General features: G+C 58.8%; 18 protein-coding genes. 13 read left to right on the forward strand and 5 right to left on the reverse strand.

From position 1 onward, the window contains the following. Positions 1-34: 34 nt before the first annotated feature. Both ggt and BUQ90_RS16515 read left to right on the forward strand, forming a co-directional pair. Positions 35-1,720, forward strand: coding sequence for a gamma-glutamyltransferase (gene ggt / locus BUQ90_RS16510; RefSeq protein ID WP_074206182.1), 1,686 nt, complete (start codon positions 35-37; stop codon positions 1,718-1,720). A 166-nt stretch (positions 1,721-1,886) separates the two neighbouring features. Further along, the gene (locus tag BUQ90_RS16515) at positions 1,887-3,644 is read left to right on the forward strand and encodes an AMP-dependent synthetase/ligase (RefSeq protein ID WP_074206516.1); all 1,758 of its coding nucleotides are present in this window, start codon (positions 1,887-1,889) and stop codon (positions 3,642-3,644) included. Positions 3,645-3,670: 26 nt separating this feature from the next. Here BUQ90_RS16515 and BUQ90_RS16520 read toward each other — a convergent pair whose 3' ends face one another. Then, positions 3,671-4,087: a hypothetical protein gene (locus BUQ90_RS16520; RefSeq protein WP_074206183.1), complete on the reverse strand. Its 417-nt coding sequence runs from the start codon at positions 4,085-4,087 to the stop codon at positions 3,671-3,673. A 68-nt stretch (positions 4,088-4,155) separates the two neighbouring features. Continuing rightward, the gene (gene gloB, locus BUQ90_RS16525) at positions 4,156-4,878 is read right to left on the reverse strand and encodes a hydroxyacylglutathione hydrolase (RefSeq protein ID WP_074206184.1); all 723 of its coding nucleotides are present in this window, start codon (positions 4,876-4,878) and stop codon (positions 4,156-4,158) included. Positions 4,879-5,008: 130 nt separating this feature from the next. Here gloB and BUQ90_RS16530 point away from each other — a divergent pair, with 130 nt between their 5' ends. After that, positions 5,009-6,712, forward strand: coding sequence for a sensor domain-containing diguanylate cyclase (locus BUQ90_RS16530; protein WP_159437125.1), 1,704 nt, complete (start codon positions 5,009-5,011; stop codon positions 6,710-6,712). A gap of 9 nt (positions 6,713-6,721) precedes the next feature. Here BUQ90_RS16530 and BUQ90_RS16535 read toward each other — a convergent pair whose 3' ends face one another. After that, a complete protein-coding gene (locus BUQ90_RS16535; protein WP_074206517.1) occupies positions 6,722-7,165 on the reverse strand; it encodes a VOC family protein in 444 nt (147 codons plus the stop codon). A gap of 110 nt (positions 7,166-7,275) precedes the next feature. Between BUQ90_RS16535 and BUQ90_RS16540 the strand changes: the two genes are divergently transcribed. The 10 genes from BUQ90_RS16540 to BUQ90_RS17635 all read left to right on the forward strand — a co-directional run bounded on the left by BUQ90_RS16540 (position 7,276) and on the right by BUQ90_RS17635 (position 16,163). Further along, entirely contained in the window at positions 7,276-8,010 is a 735-nt protein-coding gene (locus BUQ90_RS16540; RefSeq protein ID WP_074206186.1) for an SIMPL domain-containing protein, read from the forward strand. A gap of 213 nt (positions 8,011-8,223) precedes the next feature. Next, on the forward strand, positions 8,224-9,894 hold the full coding sequence (gene ccoN, locus BUQ90_RS16545) for a cytochrome-c oxidase, cbb3-type subunit I (RefSeq protein WP_074206187.1): 1,671 nt from the start codon (positions 8,224-8,226) through the stop codon (positions 9,892-9,894). Positions 9,895-9,906: 12 nt separating this feature from the next. Then, positions 9,907-10,641, forward strand: a complete 735-nt coding sequence (gene ccoO / locus BUQ90_RS16550; RefSeq protein ID WP_074206188.1) for a cytochrome-c oxidase, cbb3-type subunit II — start codon at positions 9,907-9,909, stop codon at positions 10,639-10,641. Continuing rightward, the gene (locus BUQ90_RS16555) at positions 10,638-10,799 is read left to right on the forward strand and encodes a cbb3-type cytochrome c oxidase subunit 3 (protein ID WP_074206189.1); all 162 of its coding nucleotides are present in this window, start codon (positions 10,638-10,640) and stop codon (positions 10,797-10,799) included. The genes ccoO and BUQ90_RS16555 overlap by 4 nt, the downstream gene beginning before the upstream one ends. Continuing rightward, on the forward strand, positions 10,792-11,718 hold the full coding sequence (gene ccoP / locus BUQ90_RS16560; RefSeq protein WP_074206190.1) for a cytochrome-c oxidase, cbb3-type subunit III: 927 nt from the start codon (positions 10,792-10,794) through the stop codon (positions 11,716-11,718). The genes BUQ90_RS16555 and ccoP overlap by 8 nt, the downstream gene beginning before the upstream one ends. Next, positions 11,705-13,156, forward strand: coding sequence for a cytochrome c oxidase accessory protein CcoG (gene ccoG / locus BUQ90_RS16565; RefSeq protein WP_074206191.1), 1,452 nt, complete (start codon positions 11,705-11,707; stop codon positions 13,154-13,156). Before ccoP ends, ccoG begins: the two co-directional genes overlap by 14 nt. A gap of 14 nt (positions 13,157-13,170) precedes the next feature. Next, entirely contained in the window at positions 13,171-13,638 is a 468-nt protein-coding gene (locus tag BUQ90_RS16570; protein ID WP_074206192.1) for a FixH family protein, read from the forward strand. Beyond that, positions 13,635-15,764: a heavy metal translocating P-type ATPase gene (locus BUQ90_RS16575; protein ID WP_074206193.1), complete on the forward strand. Its 2,130-nt coding sequence runs from the start codon at positions 13,635-13,637 to the stop codon at positions 15,762-15,764. Before BUQ90_RS16570 ends, BUQ90_RS16575 begins: the two co-directional genes overlap by 4 nt. Continuing rightward, on the forward strand, positions 15,761-15,931 hold the full coding sequence (gene ccoS / locus BUQ90_RS16580; protein WP_074206194.1) for a cbb3-type cytochrome oxidase assembly protein CcoS: 171 nt from the start codon (positions 15,761-15,763) through the stop codon (positions 15,929-15,931). Before BUQ90_RS16575 ends, ccoS begins: the two co-directional genes overlap by 4 nt. Further along, positions 15,915-16,163 carry a hypothetical protein gene (locus BUQ90_RS17635; protein ID WP_143182897.1) on the forward strand — a complete coding sequence of 83 codons (249 nt, stop codon included), beginning with the start codon at positions 15,915-15,917 and terminating at the stop codon, positions 16,161-16,163. Before ccoS ends, BUQ90_RS17635 begins: the two co-directional genes overlap by 17 nt. On the opposite strand, the gene BUQ90_RS16585 is transcribed toward BUQ90_RS17635, so the two are convergent. After that, the gene (locus tag BUQ90_RS16585) at positions 16,160-16,351 is read right to left on the reverse strand and encodes a DUF1289 domain-containing protein (RefSeq protein WP_074206518.1); all 192 of its coding nucleotides are present in this window, start codon (positions 16,349-16,351) and stop codon (positions 16,160-16,162) included. The genes BUQ90_RS17635 and BUQ90_RS16585 overlap by 4 nt on opposite strands. A 73-nt stretch (positions 16,352-16,424) precedes the next feature. Further along, on the reverse strand, positions 16,425-17,342 hold the full coding sequence (locus BUQ90_RS16590; RefSeq protein ID WP_074206195.1) for an alpha/beta fold hydrolase: 918 nt from the start codon (positions 17,340-17,342) through the stop codon (positions 16,425-16,427).

Below are 17,342 nucleotides of genomic sequence, written 5' to 3' on the forward strand. Positions count from 1 at the left end.
GCCAAAGACCCGGGGCAATCATAAAACCCGGTCCATGAAAAAACTCCTGACTTTCTTCGCGTTTTTGCTTCTCATCCCGGTCGCGCTCCCGGCGCAGGCCCAGAATGTCGGCACCGCCGCTTCGGCTCATCCGGAAGCCACCAAAGCCGGATTTGAAATTTTGCAGGCCGGCGGGTCTGCCGCCGATGCAGCCATGGCGATGATGCTCGCACTGACCGTGGTGGAACCACAATCCAGCGGCATTGGCGGCGGCGGATTCCTGCTCCACCATGATGGCAAACGCGGCTGGATCGAGACGATCGACGGACGCGAAATCGCGCCATCTTCGGCCAGGGCGGATCGCTTTCTGGACAAGGATGGAAAACCCGAAGGTTTCCGCGCATCGGTACCGGGCGGCAAGTCCGTCGGTGTGCCAGGCAATATGCGACTGATGGAGATGGCGCATCGCAAATGGGGCAAACTGCCCTGGGCGAAGCTGTTCGAACCGGCGATCCGGCTGGCGGAAGAAGGCTATGCCGTCAGCAATCCGCAAGCCGACTGGATGGAGCGACTGGCGCCAATCTGGGCCAATTTCCCGGACATGCAGGCGCTCTACTGGCGCGAAGGTGCACCCGCAACACCGGGTACGAAAATCACCAATCCGGAACTGGGGAAACTGTTGCGTGATCTGCAGGCTGGCGGGGCAGATACCTTTTACAGTGGAGAAACCGCGGCGGCGATTTCGGCCGCGGTTGCCAACGCGCCGGCCAATCAGGCGGTGATCACAGCCGAAGATCTGGCCGGTTACAGCGCAAAGCTCCGTCCGGCAGTCTGTTCGACTTATCGCGCCTACAAAATCTGCGGCATGGGTCCGCCCTCATCCGGCGCAACCACGGTCCAGCAGATATTGGGTATGCTGGAACGGTTCGACATGAGTGCGCTCGGGCCGGACAATGCACGAAGCTGGCACCTGATTTCCGAAGCCATGCGCCTCGCCTATGCCGATCGGGAAAAATATCTCGCGGATCGCGATTTCGTATCGGTTCCGGTCGCAGGTCTGATCGACCGGGCCTATCTGACCAGGCGCTCGAAGCTGATCTCCGCCCGAACAGCACGCGGCAGCTATCTTGCCGGCAATCCGCCTGGCGCCACCCCGCGAACGGCGGCCATATCCTCGGAAGTCGCGGGCACCACGCATTTCACGGCGGTCGATGGCGATGGCAATATCGCCAATATGACTTCCACAGTGGAAGGCCCCTTTGGCAGCCAGCTGCTCGCCCGCGGCATGGTGCTCAACAACGAGCTGACAGATTTCACTTTCGCTCCGGAAAAGAATGGGGCCCCGGTGGCCAATCGCGTGGAACCCGGCAAGCGCCCGCTTTCGTCGATGTCGCCGACCATTGTGTATGATGCCAATGACCAGCCCGTTCTGGCGCTGGGTTCGGCCGGCGGCAAGCGTATCATCATGCATGTGACCAAGACACTGATCGGCGTCATCGACTATGGCCTGACACTGGAACAGGCGATGGCCCTGCCGAACATCTATTTCCGCAGGGACAAGGTTTTGATCGAACGGGACAGCGATCTGGTCAAGCTGCAGGACGCCATTGGTGCTTTTGGGCATGAAGTCGACACCTCGGGCCTGCCTTCGAAACTGGCCGGAGCCCAGAAAACCGGGCGTGGCTGGGTCGGCGCTGTTGATCCGAGGTCCATCGGCGAAGCGGTCAGCGAACTTCCCTGAGCAAAAGGCGACTAAAAGAATTGCCGGACTTCGGGAACCGCGCTAGCCTGCACGTCAGAATAAAAATCGCCGTGCAGGCAAGGCTGGATGAGAGGGTGTGATCGTGGCAGCAAAAAAGTCTCAGGACAGATATCTTGAGTTCGACAATTACTCCAACCTGGTGTCGATGTTCTTTGCCCGGGCAGAAGAAGGCGGTGACGAGCCGTTCCTGAGCGCCAAGATAGATGGCGAATGGCGGGCAACAAGCTGGGCCGAGGCGGCGCGGCAAGTGTCAGCCCTGTCAAAATCTCTCAAGAAGCTGGGTTTGAAACCGGGCGACCGGGTGATGCTGGTATCCGAAAACCGGCCGGAATGGTGCATCGCTGATCTCGGCATCATGGCCGCGCAATGCATCACGGTTCCCACCTATGTCACCAACACCCCGGGAGATCATCAGCATATTCTCGACAATAGTGGCGCGCGGGCGGTGATCGTTTCCGATCAGAAGCTGGCGCAGAATCTTCTGCCCTCGATTATCAGTTCCGCAGATGCCGACATCGTGATCGGCCTGTCCGATTTGCGCATTGGTCAATCCGGAGAATTCAGCATCCATAACTGGCAGGATATGGTGCAGGGAACCGACCAGGATGTCGCCGAAGTCGCCGGAGAGGTTCAAACAATTACGCGCGATGATACCGCCTGTATTATCTACACCAGCGGCACTGGCGGAAAGCCGCGCGGCGTGATGCAGCATCACGGTGCCATATTACATAATGTCAAAGGTCCGGCCGAAGTCATCGAAAACGACTTTGGCTGGGACGACGAAGTTTTCCTGTCCTTCCTCCCGCTCAGTCATGCCTATGAACACAGCGCAGGCCAGTTTTTCCCCATCGGCCTCGGCGCACAGATCTTTTACTCGGAAGGCCTGGAAAAACTGGCGTCCAATATCGAGGAAGTGCGCCCAACCATCATGGTCGTGGTCCCGCGCCTTTTCGAAGTCCTCCGCCAGCGTCTGATCAAGACGGTCGAGAAACAGGGCAAGATGGCAAATTACTTGCTCGGCAAGGCACTGACCATTGGCGAGCGCGAAGCAGAAGGCCATAAACGCAAACGCGACAAGCCGATGGAGCTGTTCCTCAACCGGACCTTGCGACCAAAAGTCCAGAAACGGTTTGGCGGTCGCATCAAGGCCATGGTCTCCGGTGGCGCCCCGCTCAATCCCGATATTGGCGTCTTTTTCCAGGCGCTGGGTCTGACTTTGCTGCAAGGCTATGGGCAGACCGAGTCCGGTCCGATCATCGCCTGCAACCGTCCCCGCACCGGCCTGAAAATGGATACGGTCGGCCCGCCGATGATCGACACCGATGTGAAGATTGCCGAAGACGGCGAGATTCTGGTTCGCGGCGAGCTGGTGATGAAGGGCTATTGGCGAAACCAGCCGGAAACCGATCGCGTCATAAAGGATGGCTGGCTGCACACCGGCGATATCGGCCTGATTGACGAAGCTGGCCGGGTCGCCATTACGGACCGCAAGAAAGATCTGATCGTCAATGACAAGGGCGAAAATGTCGCCCCCCAGAAACTGGAAGGCATGCTGACGCTGCAGCCAGAGATTCTCCAGGCGATGATTGTCGGGGACAAGCGACCCTATATGGTCGGCTTGCTGGTGCCCGATCCCGAATGGGCGCTGGAATGGTCACGGCAGGAAGGCATGGCCTATGATTTTCTGAAGCTGCAGGCCAATCCGGCATTCAAGTCGGCGATGCGCGAAGCCGTGGACCGAGTGAACGAGAACCTGTCCGTAACGGAAAAGGTCCGCCGGTTTGAATTTGCCGACGAACCCTTTGCGATTGAAAACGAGGAACTGACGCCGAGCATGAAAATCCGGCGCCATGTCATTCGCGAACGCTATGCCGACCGTCTGTCGGCGCTGTACAAGAAATAGGATTGGCCGGAGCCGGTCGATACAGATTATTCGGCGTTCTTTGTGTAGGGAACAAAATCCCCAAAAGAGCAGCTTCCGCGGAAGGTTCCGGTTGTCGAATCCACCACTTCGGCGATCTCGCCGCTGCAGAGATTTGACGTAAACCGCCGGGTAACCAGCGTATGGCGATCAGCGTCCTGGCAACCGCCGCGCGGCTCGTTGACATAGATGGTCTTGGCATTGCGGCTGCGGCCGTAGATCAGATATTTGTCGCCGACCACAGTCAGGTTTTCCTGCTGGGTCCGGCCGATGCACTTCAGCGGTTCGCCAGCCGTCCGCCCTTCGATCGCCTTGTCGAATTTGGCCTGCTCTTTTTCGCTCAGCTGGACTTCCTTTGTCCCGCCGATCGCCGCGGGAGCCGCCAGCAGTGCTGCCATGGGCAGCGCGAACATCAGTTTACGCATCACAATTCTCCTTTTGCCCCCATCAATGAACAATGTACCATAATGGACTGAAAAACTGAAATAGCTCTTCAAAAATTATCCTTGGCTGAACGGCGTTCCGCCAGTTCAGCGGCGGATGTGGCGCGCATGAACGGGTTTGTCGCCTGTTCCAGCGCGATCGTCGTCGGAACGGTTGCTTCTCCCCTCGCCCGCGCTGCGACGACTTCGTTCATCCGGTGCCGCAACGCCTCATTATCAGGCTCCGCGACCAGTGCATATTCGCCATTGCTCTGGGTATATTCATGTGCGCAATATACCGAAGTTTCGCCGGGCAGGCGCGACAGTTTCTGCATATTTTCAAACATCTGCTCGGCTGTCCCCTCGAACAATCGGCCACAGCCCATGGCAAACAGGGTGTCACCAACAAAAACAACATTCTCGGAGGCGATGTGGAAGGCGATATGGCCGGCAGTATGGGCCGGAACGTCGAGCACTTGCGCTTCGACATCTCCCAGTTTCACGCTGTCCCCTCCGCGCACCTTGCTGTCCAGCGTCGGTATCCGCTCCTGCTCCGCTTTCGGGCCGGTAATATGGCAGCCCGTTGCGTCTTTTATCGCCTGGTTGCCGCCCGTATGATCCGGATGCCAGTGGGTGTTCCAGATCTGGGTGATCTGCCAGCCCCGCTTTTCGGCTTCCGCCAGCACGGGATCGGCGACCGCAGGGTCAACGACCATGGTCTCCTGCGATTCTGGTTCGTGAACCAGCCACACATAGTTGTCAGACAGTACGGGAATTCGGACAATTTCAAGCATGAAACCGGTTTTAGAAGCTAATCGAAAACCTGTCGATGGTTAACGGAAAAATAGCGAATTTACATTAGGTCACATCGACTTGATGAGGGTCATACGGGAGGAAGGCAGTTTGCGCTTACTGGTCGCAATCGTGGCATTTTTTTGCCTCTGTGCGCCCGCGTCTGCGGCCGTCCCTCTTTCTCACGAATTGTGCACGCTTGGAACCGGCTCGGAAGCCCGAATATCCGACGTTCTGGCCCAGTCGCAAAAGTTCGATTGCTCGGAAGACAAATATCGATTTTCTGGCGCCAAACTCTGGGCGAAAATTCCGTTCCGCGCGGCTGATTTGCCCGACGGCGCAATTGAAGTTCAGGGAGACAATAACGGCCTGACGACAATGGAGGTACACTCCGTTCTGGACGACGGCAGCGTGCGGTCAGCGACATTTTCCGAACGGGAGGTCGTGGATAGCTGGCGCCCCAAGGGCCATTATGGCCTGGCGATTCCAGGGTCGGACAATCCGGAGATCCGGAACAGGATCGAAACTGTCTACGTCGCCCTCGACCGGCCGCGTGTGGCCAGCTCCCTGACGCTGCTTCAGCTGGCATCAAAGGAGCGGTGGGACAATCTCAAACTGCCCCTGTCTGCCATGTTTGCCCTTTTGTGCGGCATGGCAATCATGCCCTTCTTCTACAATGCCTTCTTCTATGGCGCCCTGCGCTACAGTTTCATGCTGTGGCACAGCGTGATGATCATGGGGACAGTCGTCTACACATTCAGCTCGTCGGGCCTGATCTTTCTGGTGTTTCCGGACACGACCCTGACCACCAAATTCCTTCTGAACTACTGGACGCTGGCCATCTGCATCGCCGCCAGCGGGTTTTTTCTCGACCGGTTTCTCGAACCCGGAAAGATCGCGAAGTGGCTGCGCCCCATATTGCTGACAACCGCGGTCCTGCCTGTCTTTGTCACCGCCTATATCTTTCAGGTCATTGAAGGTTACGACACCAGCATACGCAATTACTATCACGCATCGTTCCTGCCTTACATGGCTGTCGTCCTTTACACGATGTGGCACGCGGCCCGGCGAGGCAGCCGGGCGATCTGGTTCCAGATCGCTGCATGGACGCCAATCATTGCGCTCAGCCTCGACCGGATTGCGCGGGGAATGGACCTCTATATCGGTATTCATGAACTGGATTATGGCCTCTATTTCGCGCTCGTGCTCGAGACAATCATTCTGGCCTTTGGCGTTGCGACACGGATCATGAAACTCCGGCGAAATCACGAAAGCACCTTGCGCAAGCAAGTGGAACTCACGCTGCTCGCCGAGACAGACGGGCTAACCGGCATCGGCAACCGACGGGCATTCGAGAAACGGTTTCAGAGAAACCGGGCGACCAGAGAATATTCCCACCTTGCCATATTGGACATCGATTTTTTCAAGCAGGTCAATGACGCCTACGGACATGAAGTCGGTGACAATGTGCTGCGAGCCGTCGGGCAAACGCTGGCGCAAACCGTCCATTCCCCTGCCCGGATCGGTGGCGAGGAATTTGCCCTGCTCATTCGTCAGGAGGATCTGGACCAGAACGGGCAGTCTCCGTCCGCGATCATGAGCCGGATATGCGAAAGCCTGATCCGCGTTGTCCACGAGTCGGTGCCGGAAATTGGTCAGCCCGTCACCTTTTCCGCCGGGATTGCGGCCATTCCGAAACGGGCTTCGCTGAAGTCCGTCATGGCAACAGCTGACCGGCGGCTCTATGACGCCAAGAATAATGGCCGCAATCAGATCGTCGGGTTTGACATGTCCCGAACACCGGCTTTACGCGGTGGCGACACCGCTCAGGCCTGAACCCTCCTGCTACCACTCGCCCACATTTTCCATGCTCGCCCAGGGTTCCTGGACGGGCAAATTGTCGCCCGCCTGCAGCAACTCGACCGACACATTGTCCGGCGTCCGGACGAAAGCCATATGCCCGTCCCGCGGTGGCCGGTTTATCGTGATGCCGGCATCCATCAGTTTCTGGCACAGCGCATAAATGTCATCGACACGATAGGCGAGATGTCCAAAATTCCGGCCGCCGTCATATTGCTCCGGCTCGCTCCCGTCTTCGGGCGGCCAGTTATGGGTCAGCTCGACTTCCGCTACACCATCCTGACCCGGCGCAGCCATGAAGATCAGCGAGAACCGCCCCTGCTCGATGTCATAGCGGCGAACTTGCTCCAGTCCCAGCAGGTTAAAAAACCGGATCGTCGCATCGGGATCTGTGACACGCAGCATTGTGTGCAAATACTGGATGGGCATAATATCAAACTCCATTCATCGCTATTCAGAAACGGTTCATCGCAGCAAGCGCAAAGCCGAACCGGGTTGTCGAAACAGTCTAGAAGGCAAGAGAGGGAAGGGAAACACTTATGGCAGAAAATGGTGACAGCGGGAAAATCCTGGGCGGCAGAAACAGTGTCTGGCTGGCCAGCGCCGGCATATTGACCATCGGGCTGATCGTTGGCGGATATTTGCTCGGAGACGGTCTGCTTCGGGCGAAAATGGCCGATCGCAGCGTGACCGTTCGCGGGCTGGCCGAACGGGAAGTCACGGCGGATCTGGCCACCTGGACCATCGCCTATTCGGCGCAAAGCACGAGCCTGCAAGGGGCGCAGGCCGATATGGACCAGGATACGACAGCGATCCGCACCTTCTTCAAGGAGCTGGGCTTTGAGGCGGATGCGCTCAAACCGACAGGCGCCAATGTCAACCAGTATCGCAGCAACGGCATCCCCCAATATACGATCCGCCAGCGCATGTCGCTGCGCACCAACGATATCGAAAAGGCACAGGCGGCGGTCGCCCGGCAGTTTGATCTTGTCCGTCGCGGCGTCGTTCTCGAAGACGGCTCGGGGATGAGCTACACCTTTACCAAGCTCGACGAAATCAAACCGGAAATGGTGGCCGAAGCCACCAAGGATGCGCGAAAATCTGCCGAGCAATTTGCAGAAGACAGCGGAACGGATGTCGGTGGCATCAAGTCCGCTACACAGGGCTATTTCTCGATCAACAGCCGGGACGGCGATGCCGGCGGCTATGGCGTAACCGACACACCCTACAAAAAGGTCCGGGTCGTCACGACTGTGAATTTCTACCTCGACTGAGAAGTTCCAATGACCTGATTGCTGCGGGCCGTTGCAGCCTTGCTCCGGCCCGCCAGCCTCGTTCTCCATTTCCAGCCCTGCAATAACGGCATAAACTGCTTTTCCGACAGACTGTTTCCGGAAATTGACGCAGATCAATGTTTTGGTTCTCCGGTCGGGGCAATGCCTTCCCGTGGATAGCGATTTCTTGTCGCCGAAACGGGGAAGGAAAACATGGATACTCTTTTGATGAAGGCCGGCGGCTGGCTGGTACTCGCATTCGTTGCATTCGCTGCGATGGTTCTGGCTGCGGACAGCGGCTTTGCCTTTCACATGGCGATCATTGCCATCGCCTGCCTGATCACTCTCTGGGTGACCATCAGCAAGGCCGACTATGTTGCCATCGGGCGCGGCATTTTGAAAGCGCCGCCCGATCAGGGCCTGTATGACGATGATCCCATCCGCTGGGGCGTGATCGCCACGATCTTCTGGGGCATGGCCGGTTTTCTGGCCGGACTCTATATCGCGCTGCAACTGGCATTCCCGGTTCTCAATCTGGGATTTGAATATACGACATTCGGACGTCTGCGTCCGCTTCACACCTCTGCTGTCATTTTTGCATTTGGAGGCAATGCGCTGATCGCGACGAGCTACTATATCGTCCAGCGCACTTGCAGGGCGAGGTTGGCCTTCCCCGGCCTCGCCCGCTTTGTTTTCTGGGGCTACCAGCTGTTTATCGTGCTGGCGGCCACCGGTTACCTGCTCGGCATCACACAATCGAAGGAATATGCCGAGCCGGAATGGTATGTCGACCTCTGGCTGACTATTGTCTGGGTCAGCTATGCCGCCGTGTTCATCGGCACGATCGCCAAACGTTCGGAACCGCATATCTATGTCGCCAACTGGTTTTTCCTGGCGTTCATCCTGACCGTCGCCATGCTGCATCTTGTCAATGGCCTGACCATGCCGGTCAGTCTGCTGGGTGCGAAAAGCTACAGCGCCTTTGCCGGGGTTCAGGACGCCCTGACCCAGTGGTGGTACGGACATAATGCGGTCGGCTTCTTCCTGACCGCCGGATTCCTGGGCATGATGTATTATTTCGTGCCGAAACAGGCCGAACGACCGGTGTACAGCTATCGCCTGTCGATCATTCACTTCTGGTCGCTGATCTTCCTGTATATCTGGGCGGGTCCGCACCATCTCCACTATACGGCTCTGCCCGACTGGGCGCAGACGCTGGGCATGGTCTTCTCGATCATCCTGTGGATGCCGAGCTGGGGCGGCATGATCAACGGCCTGATGACGCTCAACGGCGCATGGGAGAAGATCCGCACCGACCCGATCATCCGGATGATGGTTCTCAGCCTCGCCTTCTACGGCATGAGCACCTTCGAAGGGCCGATGATGTCGATCAAGGCGGTCAACAGCCTGTCCCACTATACCGACTGGACCATTGGTCATGTGCACAGCGGTGCGCTGGGCTGGAACGGCATGATCACCTTTGCGGCGATCTACTATCTGGTGCCACGTCTGTGGGGCAAGCAACGCCTGTACAGCCTGCGGATGATCAACTGGCACTTCTGGCTCGCGACCATGGGTATCGTTCTCTACGCCGCTTCGATGTGGGTTGCCGGCATCATGCAGGGCCTGCTGTGGCGCGAATATGGAGATGACGGCTATCTCGTCTACTCGTTCAGCGAAGTCGTCAGCGCCATGCTTCCGATGTACCTGATCCGGGCCGTCGGCGGCTTGCTTTACCTCGCTGGTGCCTGTGTGCTGGTCTACAATGTCTGGATGACGATCGCCGGCCATCAGCGCGATGAGAAACCGATGACCGAAACTCCGCATGATCCGGAAGCCGACAAACCTCTGGCTGGTCAGCCAGCTGCGGTTCCGGCCGAGTAAGGGAGACACAACATGGCCAATTTTGCTGACAAACACAAAAAGCTCGAAAAAAACGTCACCCTGCTCGCCGTATGCTCCCTGGTTGTGGTGATCATCGGCGGTATCGTGGAAATCGCTCCCTTGTTCTGGATCGACAACACGGTCGAGGAAGTCGAAGGGGTCCGGCCATATACGCCGCTGGAACTCGCCGGACGCAATATCTACATCCGGGAAGGCTGCTACACCTGCCACAGCCAGATGATCCGGCCGTTCCGCGACGAAGTGGAGCGCTATGGCCATTATTCGCTGGCTGCGGAGTCGATGTATGACCATCCGTTCCAGTGGGGTTCCAAACGGACCGGACCTGATCTCGCCCGCGTCGGTGGCCGCTATTCCGACGAGTGGCATGTCCAGCATCTGGTGGATCCGCGTCAGGTCGTACCGGAATCGATCATGCCACCCTATGCCTTCCTGAAGGACCGCGACCTCAATGCCGGTGACATGTCAGGCCATTTGCGGGCTCTGTATCGGGTTGGCGTCCCCTACACGGAAGAAGCCATTGAAAAGGCCAATGAAGACCTGCTCACCCAGGTTGATCCATTTGCCAGTACGGCGGAACTGGAAGAGCGCTACCCCAAGGTCCAGGTACGCGATTTTGACGGCAACCCGGACAGGCTGACCGAAATGGATGCACTGGTGGCCTATCTGCAAATGCTGGGGACATTGGTCGACTTTGAGGCCGGTGAAGCACAGGAGCAGCCGCGATGAACTACGAGGAACTGCGCCATTTCGCCGATAGCTGGGGATTGCTGTTCATGGCCCTGCTGTGGCTCGGCTTTGCGCTCTGGACCTTTCGTCCGGCCGCCAAGGACATGCACGATGATGCCGCCAACATGATTTTTGATGAGGACAAGAACGATGTCTGAGCACAAATATGTCGATAAAGCCACCGGCACCGAAACGGTTGGCCACGAATGGGACGGCATTGTGGAGCTGGATACGCCGATGCCGCGCTGGTGGGTCTGGACCTTCTATGCGACCATCGTCTGGGGCATTGCCTACATGATTCTCTATCCGGCCTGGCCGCTGGTCAACTCCGCCACGGAAGGCGTGCTCGGATGGACCAGTCGCGGCGAATTGCAGAAGGAAATGTCGGCCCGGGAACAACAGCTCGAGCCGATCCGGGCAGCGCTGGTGGCAAATGACATAAACAGCGTGGCCGCCAACGAAAACCTGAGGAACCAGGCCATTAATGGCGGCGCATCGGCATTCAAGGTCCATTGCGTCCAGTGTCACGGATCCGGGGCGTCGGGATTCAAGGGATATCCCAATCTCAATGACGATGACTGGCTCTGGGGCGGCGACCTCGAGGCGATCGAATACACGCTGGTCCACGGTATCCGCCAGCCCGACCATCCCGACACGCGGTTCTCGCAAATGCCGGCCTTCGGTCGGGACGGGATCCTCCAGCCGAACGAAATCCAGGACGTTGTGTCCTACGTGCGCACAATCTCTGGTGACGAGAGGCCCAGCCCGGCATCAGAGCGCGGCGCGGTTTTGTACGAGGCCAATTGCACGATCTGTCATGGCGCTGACGGCAAGGGCGACCGCTTTCAGGGCGCCCCCAATCTGACCGACCGGATCGCGCTTTATGGTCGTGACCGGGCGTCGCTAACCGAAACCATCACCAACAGCCGCTATGGCGTCATGCCAAGGTGGAGCGAACGTCTGGATCCTGCTACAATCCGCATGCTCGCCATTTATGTCCACTCGCTTGGCGGCGGGGAAGCGGCACCACAGCCCGACGAAACGGCGGAAACAGGCACAGGTGATGAACAATCCTGATGAAATCCTTGATCCCGAGCTGAAGCTCTACGAGGCCAGGAAGGCCGTCCATCCCCAGCGGATCGACGGAACCTTCCGGCGGCTCAAATGGGCGATCATGATCGTCACACTCGCGATCTATTACATCACGCCATGGATCCGCTGGGATCGCGGACCCTATGCCCCCAATCAGGCCGTGCTTGTCGACCTGGCCAACCGGCGCTTCTACATGTTCGGCATCGAAATCTGGCCGCACGAATTCTATTATGTCGCCGGACTGCTGGTCATGGCCGGCATCGGCCTGTTCCTGGTCACATCTGCCGTCGGACGTGCCTGGTGCGGTTATGCCTGCCCGCAGACCGTCTGGACCGACCTGTTCCAGCATGTCGACCGGTTTGTTGATGGCGATCGCAATGCCCGCATGCGAATGGACAAGGCGCCCTGGACAGCCAAGAAAACGGTCCGCCGCCTGTTCAAATGGGGCATCTACCTGTTTATCGCCTTCTGGACCGGCGGCGCCTGGATCATGTATTTTGCCGACGCGCCGACGCTGGTGGTGGACTTCTGGACCGGTGAAGCGGCTTTTGTGGCCTATGCCACCGTCGGCATTTTGACCGCCACCACCTTTATATTTGGCGGCTTCATGCGCGAGCAGGTCTGTGTCTACATGTGCCCCTGGCCCCGCATTCAGGCGGCGATGATGGACGAAAAATCCTTGCAGGTAACCTACAAGGACTGGCGCGGCGAAAAGCGGGGCAGCATCAAAAAGGCCCAGAAAGACCCGGCAGCTTTTGGTGATTGCGTCGACTGCAACCAGTGTGTCGCGGTTTGCCCGACCGGGATTGATATACGCGAAGGACCGCAAATTGGCTGTATCACCTGCGCACTGTGCATAGACGCTTGTGACCGGGTCATGGGTGAAGTCGGCCGTCCGCGCGGGCTGATTGACTATATCACGGCGGATGATGCCGAAGCAGAGAAAGCCGGGAAAGAAACCGGGCCAGCCTGGAAGAACCTCCTGCGCCTCCGGACCCTGGTATATTTTGGCGTCTGGGCGGGCATCGGGCTGGCCATGCTGTTTGCACTGGGCAATCGCACACGGCTTGACCTTGCCGTGCAGCATGATCGCAATCCGGTCTATGTGCAGCTCTCCAACGGGGATATCCGCAACGCCTATACCGCGAAAATCCGCAATATGGAGAACCGGCCTCGGCAGATGAATGTATCGATTACGGGACTGCCGGGAGCCACGCTCTGGGAAGGCGGAACCAGCCGGCCGGACCAGCAAACCGCGCTGGAGGTCACGGTCCCCGCCGACTCTGTCGCCAATTTGCGGCTCTTCATTGCGGCGCCAGAAACCACATCCGAACGCGATGAATTCGTCATGACGATTGAGGGCGCCGGAGAAAATGCGGAAAGCGACAGCGAAGAGCTGTTTTTTGAACGGCCCAAAAACTGACTGAGGATGAGAGCATGAACCGAACCAGAAAGAAAATCACCGGTTTTCACGTGACATTGATGTTTGTCGCCTTTTTCGGTGTGATAGCCGCGGTCAATTTTCTGATGGCCGGGCTGGCGGTATCTTCCTTTGGCGGCACGGTTGTCGACAACAGCTATGTGGCCAGTCAGAAATACAATCAGTGGCTCGAAGAAAGCCGCCGCGAAGCCGCGCATGGCTGGACTGTTAGCACTCCGGTTCGCGCCGACGACCGTCTCCAGATTGCCGTGCGCAACGCCCAAAATACCGCATTGAGCGGCGCCCGGGTATCAGCAGTCGCCGAACATCCCGTGGGGCGCACGGACTCTTTGAAACTGGAATTCAGCGAAGCAGCGCCCGGCCAGTATCTGAGCAATCAGTCACTACCAGCAGGCCGGTGGAAGCTCCGGATTTCGGTTGCCGAAGGTGGCCGCAATCTCGACATGGTCAGTGAAATCAGATGAACGCCACGGTCGCCCTCGATGATCTGGAACCCGTCCGGCAGTGCGAAGACAGCCGCTTTGCCGTCCCGACCATGCGCTGCGCGGGCTGCATTGCCAAAATCGAGCGCGGGCTGGGAGAATTGCCGGGCGTGGTGACCGCCAGGGTGAATTTCTCGACCAAACAGGTGGCTGTTTCACACACACCGGAACTGACCGAAGACAAGCTCAAAAGCGCGATCGCAGAACTGGGTTTCGAAGCCCAGATACTGGCGGACAATCCATTGTCCGAAGATCGTGGCGACACAAGGCGCCTGCTGCGGGCCCTGGCTGTGGCGGGCTTTGGCATGATGAACATCATGCTGCTGTCGGTCAGCGTCTGGTCGGGTGCCGTGGGCGTCACGAAAGACCTGTTCCACTGGCTCTCGGCTTTGATCGCCATCCCGGTCATCGCCTATTCCGGGCGACCGTTTTTCGCATCCGCCGCCATGGCCCTGCGATATCTAAGGACCAATATGGACGTGCCGATCAGCATCGGAATCCTGCTGGCCACCGGGCTCAGCCTTTATGAGACGGCCACCAGTGGTCCCCACGCCTATTTTGATGGCGTGGTGATGCTGATCTTCTTCCTGCTTTCGGGGCGTGTCCTCGACGGCATGATGCGGGACCGGGCACGCGAGGGTATTTCCGCCCTGCTCCGGCAAACCGCGCCGGGCGCGATGGTGATCCAGCCGGATGGAACAACGGCCTGGACCAAGGCCACGGATATCCGGCCCAATATGGTCATGCAGGTTGCCGCCGGCGAAAATCTCGCGGCCGACGGTGTGATCATTGAAGGATCCAGCGGCTTTGACTTTTCGATGCTTACCGGTGAAAGCGACCCCCGACTGCGCCAGAAAGGCGATGACGTTCTCGCCGGAACCACGAACCTGACTGCTCCTGTCCGGGTGCAGGTAACGGCTGCGGGTCAGGATACCAGCATTTCCGACATCGCGCGCCTGATGGATGAAGCAGGGCAGCACCGCTCTTTCCATGTCCGGGTCGCCGACCGGGCCGCGCGCTACTACGCCCCGGCCGTCCACTGCCTCGCACTTCTGGCCTTCATCGGCTGGATGCTGGCAGGCGCCGGTGTGCACCAGTCGCTGCTGATTGCCGTTGCGGTGCTGATCATCACCTGCCCCTGCGCCTTGGGGCTGGCTGTGCCGGCTGCCCAGGTGGTGGCGTCTGGCGCGTTGATGCGAAAGGGGGTTCTGGTTAAGGATGGCAGCGCCCTCGAACGGCTGGCGGAGGCGGATCGGATCATTCTCGACAAGACCGGTACAGTGACCATGGGCCAGCCGGTCCCGGACAATCTCGACCAGCTGTCTGATGACCAGAAAGCGGTAACGCTGGCCTTGGCCCAATCCAGCAGGCATCCCGTGAGCAAAGCCATTTGCACAACCTTGAACGCCAAGAACATTGCGCCTGCAGACGTTGAGGACCTGACCGAAACCGCCGGCGAAGGCATGTCGGCGATCTGGAATGACCAGCCGGTTTCCCTCGGACGACCGGAGAAAGGCAACGCCAGCCTCGCGACCCAATTGGTGATCGCGAACGAAATCACGCACATCACTCTCACCGACGCCATCCGGCCAGATGCCCATGCAGCCATCCGGGAACTGGACGAGCTGGGCCTGCCTGCATCGCTCTTGTCCGGAGACAGCCTGGAAGCCGTCGGCCCGGTTGCCAGGGAGCTGGGGATAATCGCCCAGGCCTGTGCCCGCCCGGAAGACAAGGTGCATGCCATCGGTCGCCTCAGCGATCAGGGACACAAGGTGCTGATGATCGGCGACGGTCTCAATGATGGTCCGGCCCTGGCCGCCGCACACGTGTCCATCGCACCGGGATCGGCCAGTGACGTCGGCCAACAGGCCGCCGATGCCGTGTTTACCAGCGACAGTTTGATGCCGGTGGCATTGTCCGTCAAAGTTGCCCGCCGGACAATGCAGACGGTCCGCCAGAATTTTGCCCTGGCCATTGGCTATAACATCCTTGCCGTGCCGCTGGCTCTTGCCGGACTGGTCACGCCGCTGATCGCCGCCATAGCCATGTCGACATCCTCGCTGATTGTCGTGGGCAATGCCTTGCGGCTTTACGGGTCAGCCAAATGAGCGGCCTTGCGATCCTCATTCCCGTGGCCCTGTTCATGGGCCTCGCAGGTCTGGCCTTTTTCTTCTGGGCGATGCGCAATGACCAGTTTGAAGATCTGGAAGGCGCAGCGCATCGCGTGCTGATTGATGACGACGAGAAACCGGATTCCGATGATAGAGAAGTTTAGAACCGGCGGTGCAGCCAGCCTGCCCGCGCTGATAGCGATCTGGAGCATGGCGCTAATGCCCGCTGCTCCAGCCAGTGGAATGATGACCATTGAACTGTGCAATGCCGACGGGGTTGTGCGATCGGTCAATATCCCGCTGGAGAAGGAAGGCGGTGGCGACGAAAACTGCGCCACGCCATGCCATGCTTGCCTCTCCCGGCAAAAGCATACCGGCAAGCCGGACCGCAGCTAGTCGGGCCCGGTTCCACTGCCTTTTTCAGCCAGATTCTGCATGCGATCCGGCAAGACGGCCAGAATCTCGCTTTGACGCGCCTCGGTCGCTGACGCCCATTCCGCGATTTCTGAAAGCGTCCGTCCGCACCCGGCACAGAGGCCGGTCGGTCCGTCAATCGTACAGATGTTGATACAGGGGGATTCCATGTCCGGCCTGTTGAGCACGTTTGGGCCCGTGGAACAAGAACGAGATTCTCAACAGGATTTTCCCCGTGTTGTTCTAGCTATCAGCGATCAGCCGGCCAGCCGTGTCCGCTATCAGTTCCGGCTCCTCCAGATCGGGAAAATGGCCCAGATCATCGCGCTCGATGTAGATTGCATCCGGTGCATAGCGCAAAACCGAACGCTTGTCGGTTGCCTGATGAGACTGGTCGGTCAATCCCCAGATCACCGCAGTCGGTACCTTTGGTGCAAATTCCGGCAGCTGATCCATCGCGCCGAATTTCTGGATCTGAGATGCCAGTGCATAGGAACAGCCACAGCGCAGGACTTTCCGCGCTTCTTCCTGAAACTCTTCCAGCGGCAGTTTCGGCCCCGCGACAAAGGCCGCCCACCAGTCGACGGTCGCACGTTCGCGGGCCAGACGGAAACTGATCTGGCCTTCATAAGGCTTTGCCAGATTGCCATGGGTATCGATGCCGCTCTGTGTCCAGGCAACTTCCCCGGCAAAATCTGCAGTCTGGGCAATGATCAGGCCCGCCAGCTGACTGTCCAGTATCTCCGCAATCCGCGCCGCGATCAGGCCCTGAATACAGGGGCCCACCAGGACCGCTTGCGGAAGAGCGAGATCGGCAATCGCCTGCGCCATGATCTGGCAGGTGGATTCGAATTCCATCGCCTGCGTGTCCTTCGCCCAGGAAAATCCAAAACCCGGAATCTCCATGACAGCGATGTTGAACCGGTCAGACAGAGCGTCGATAAAGCCGTCGTAGCTTTCCAGCGTGGCCGGACCGTCCGGCAGGATGATCAGGCTGGGCAGATCCGGAGAATTCCGGATGACTCGCCGGCGCACGAAACTGAGCTCATGCTCGAACAGGTCTGTATCGCTGCGGGATTCAAGCGCCCGTCGGCACATTTCTTCCGGGTCGAGCCCGGCAAAAGGGAGCGTGTCGATGACACAGGGGTCGGGAGAGGCCAT

Origin of the sequence: Parasphingorhabdus marina DSM 22363, assembly GCF_900128895.1 — a bacterium.
GTDB lineage: Bacteria > Pseudomonadota > Alphaproteobacteria > Sphingomonadales > Sphingomonadaceae > Parasphingorhabdus > Parasphingorhabdus marina.

Bases quoted from the DNA above. Each gene is read 5' to 3' on its own strand.
- ggt (WP_074206182.1), top strand. From the start codon at position 35: ATGAAAAAACTCCTGACTTTCTTCGCGTTTTTGCTTCTCATCCCGGTC.
- BUQ90_RS16515 (WP_074206516.1), top strand. From the start codon at position 1,887: ATGTTCTTTGCCCGGGCAGAAGAAGGCGGTGACGAGCCGTTCCTGAGC.
- BUQ90_RS16520 (WP_074206183.1), bottom strand. From the start codon at position 4,087: ATGCGTAAACTGATGTTCGCGCTGCCCATGGCAGCACTGCTGGCGGCT.
- gloB (WP_074206184.1), bottom strand. From the start codon at position 4,878: ATGCTTGAAATTGTCCGAATTCCCGTACTGTCTGACAACTATGTGTGG.
- BUQ90_RS16535 (WP_074206517.1), bottom strand. From the start codon at position 7,165: ATGCCCATCCAGTATTTGCACACAATGCTGCGTGTCACAGATCCCGAT.
- BUQ90_RS16540 (WP_074206186.1), top strand. From the start codon at position 7,276: ATGGCAGAAAATGGTGACAGCGGGAAAATCCTGGGCGGCAGAAACAGT.
- ccoN (WP_074206187.1), top strand. From the start codon at position 8,224: ATGGATACTCTTTTGATGAAGGCCGGCGGCTGGCTGGTACTCGCATTC.
- ccoO (WP_074206188.1), top strand. From the start codon at position 9,907: ATGGCCAATTTTGCTGACAAACACAAAAAGCTCGAAAAAAACGTCACC.
- BUQ90_RS16555 (WP_074206189.1), top strand. From the start codon at position 10,638: ATGAACTACGAGGAACTGCGCCATTTCGCCGATAGCTGGGGATTGCTG.
- ccoP (WP_074206190.1), top strand. From the start codon at position 10,792: ATGTCTGAGCACAAATATGTCGATAAAGCCACCGGCACCGAAACGGTT.
- ccoG (WP_074206191.1), top strand. From the start codon at position 11,705: ATGAACAATCCTGATGAAATCCTTGATCCCGAGCTGAAGCTCTACGAG.
- BUQ90_RS16570 (WP_074206192.1), top strand. From the start codon at position 13,171: ATGAACCGAACCAGAAAGAAAATCACCGGTTTTCACGTGACATTGATG.
- BUQ90_RS16575 (WP_074206193.1), top strand. From the start codon at position 13,635: ATGAACGCCACGGTCGCCCTCGATGATCTGGAACCCGTCCGGCAGTGC.
- ccoS (WP_074206194.1), top strand. From the start codon at position 15,761: ATGAGCGGCCTTGCGATCCTCATTCCCGTGGCCCTGTTCATGGGCCTC.
- BUQ90_RS17635 (WP_143182897.1), top strand. From the start codon at position 15,915: ATGATAGAGAAGTTTAGAACCGGCGGTGCAGCCAGCCTGCCCGCGCTG.
- BUQ90_RS16585 (WP_074206518.1), bottom strand. From the start codon at position 16,351: ATGGAATCCCCCTGTATCAACATCTGTACGATTGACGGACCGACCGGC.
- BUQ90_RS16590 (WP_074206195.1), bottom strand. From the start codon at position 17,342: ATGGCCTCTCCCGACCCCTGTGTCATCGACACGCTCCCTTTTGCCGGG.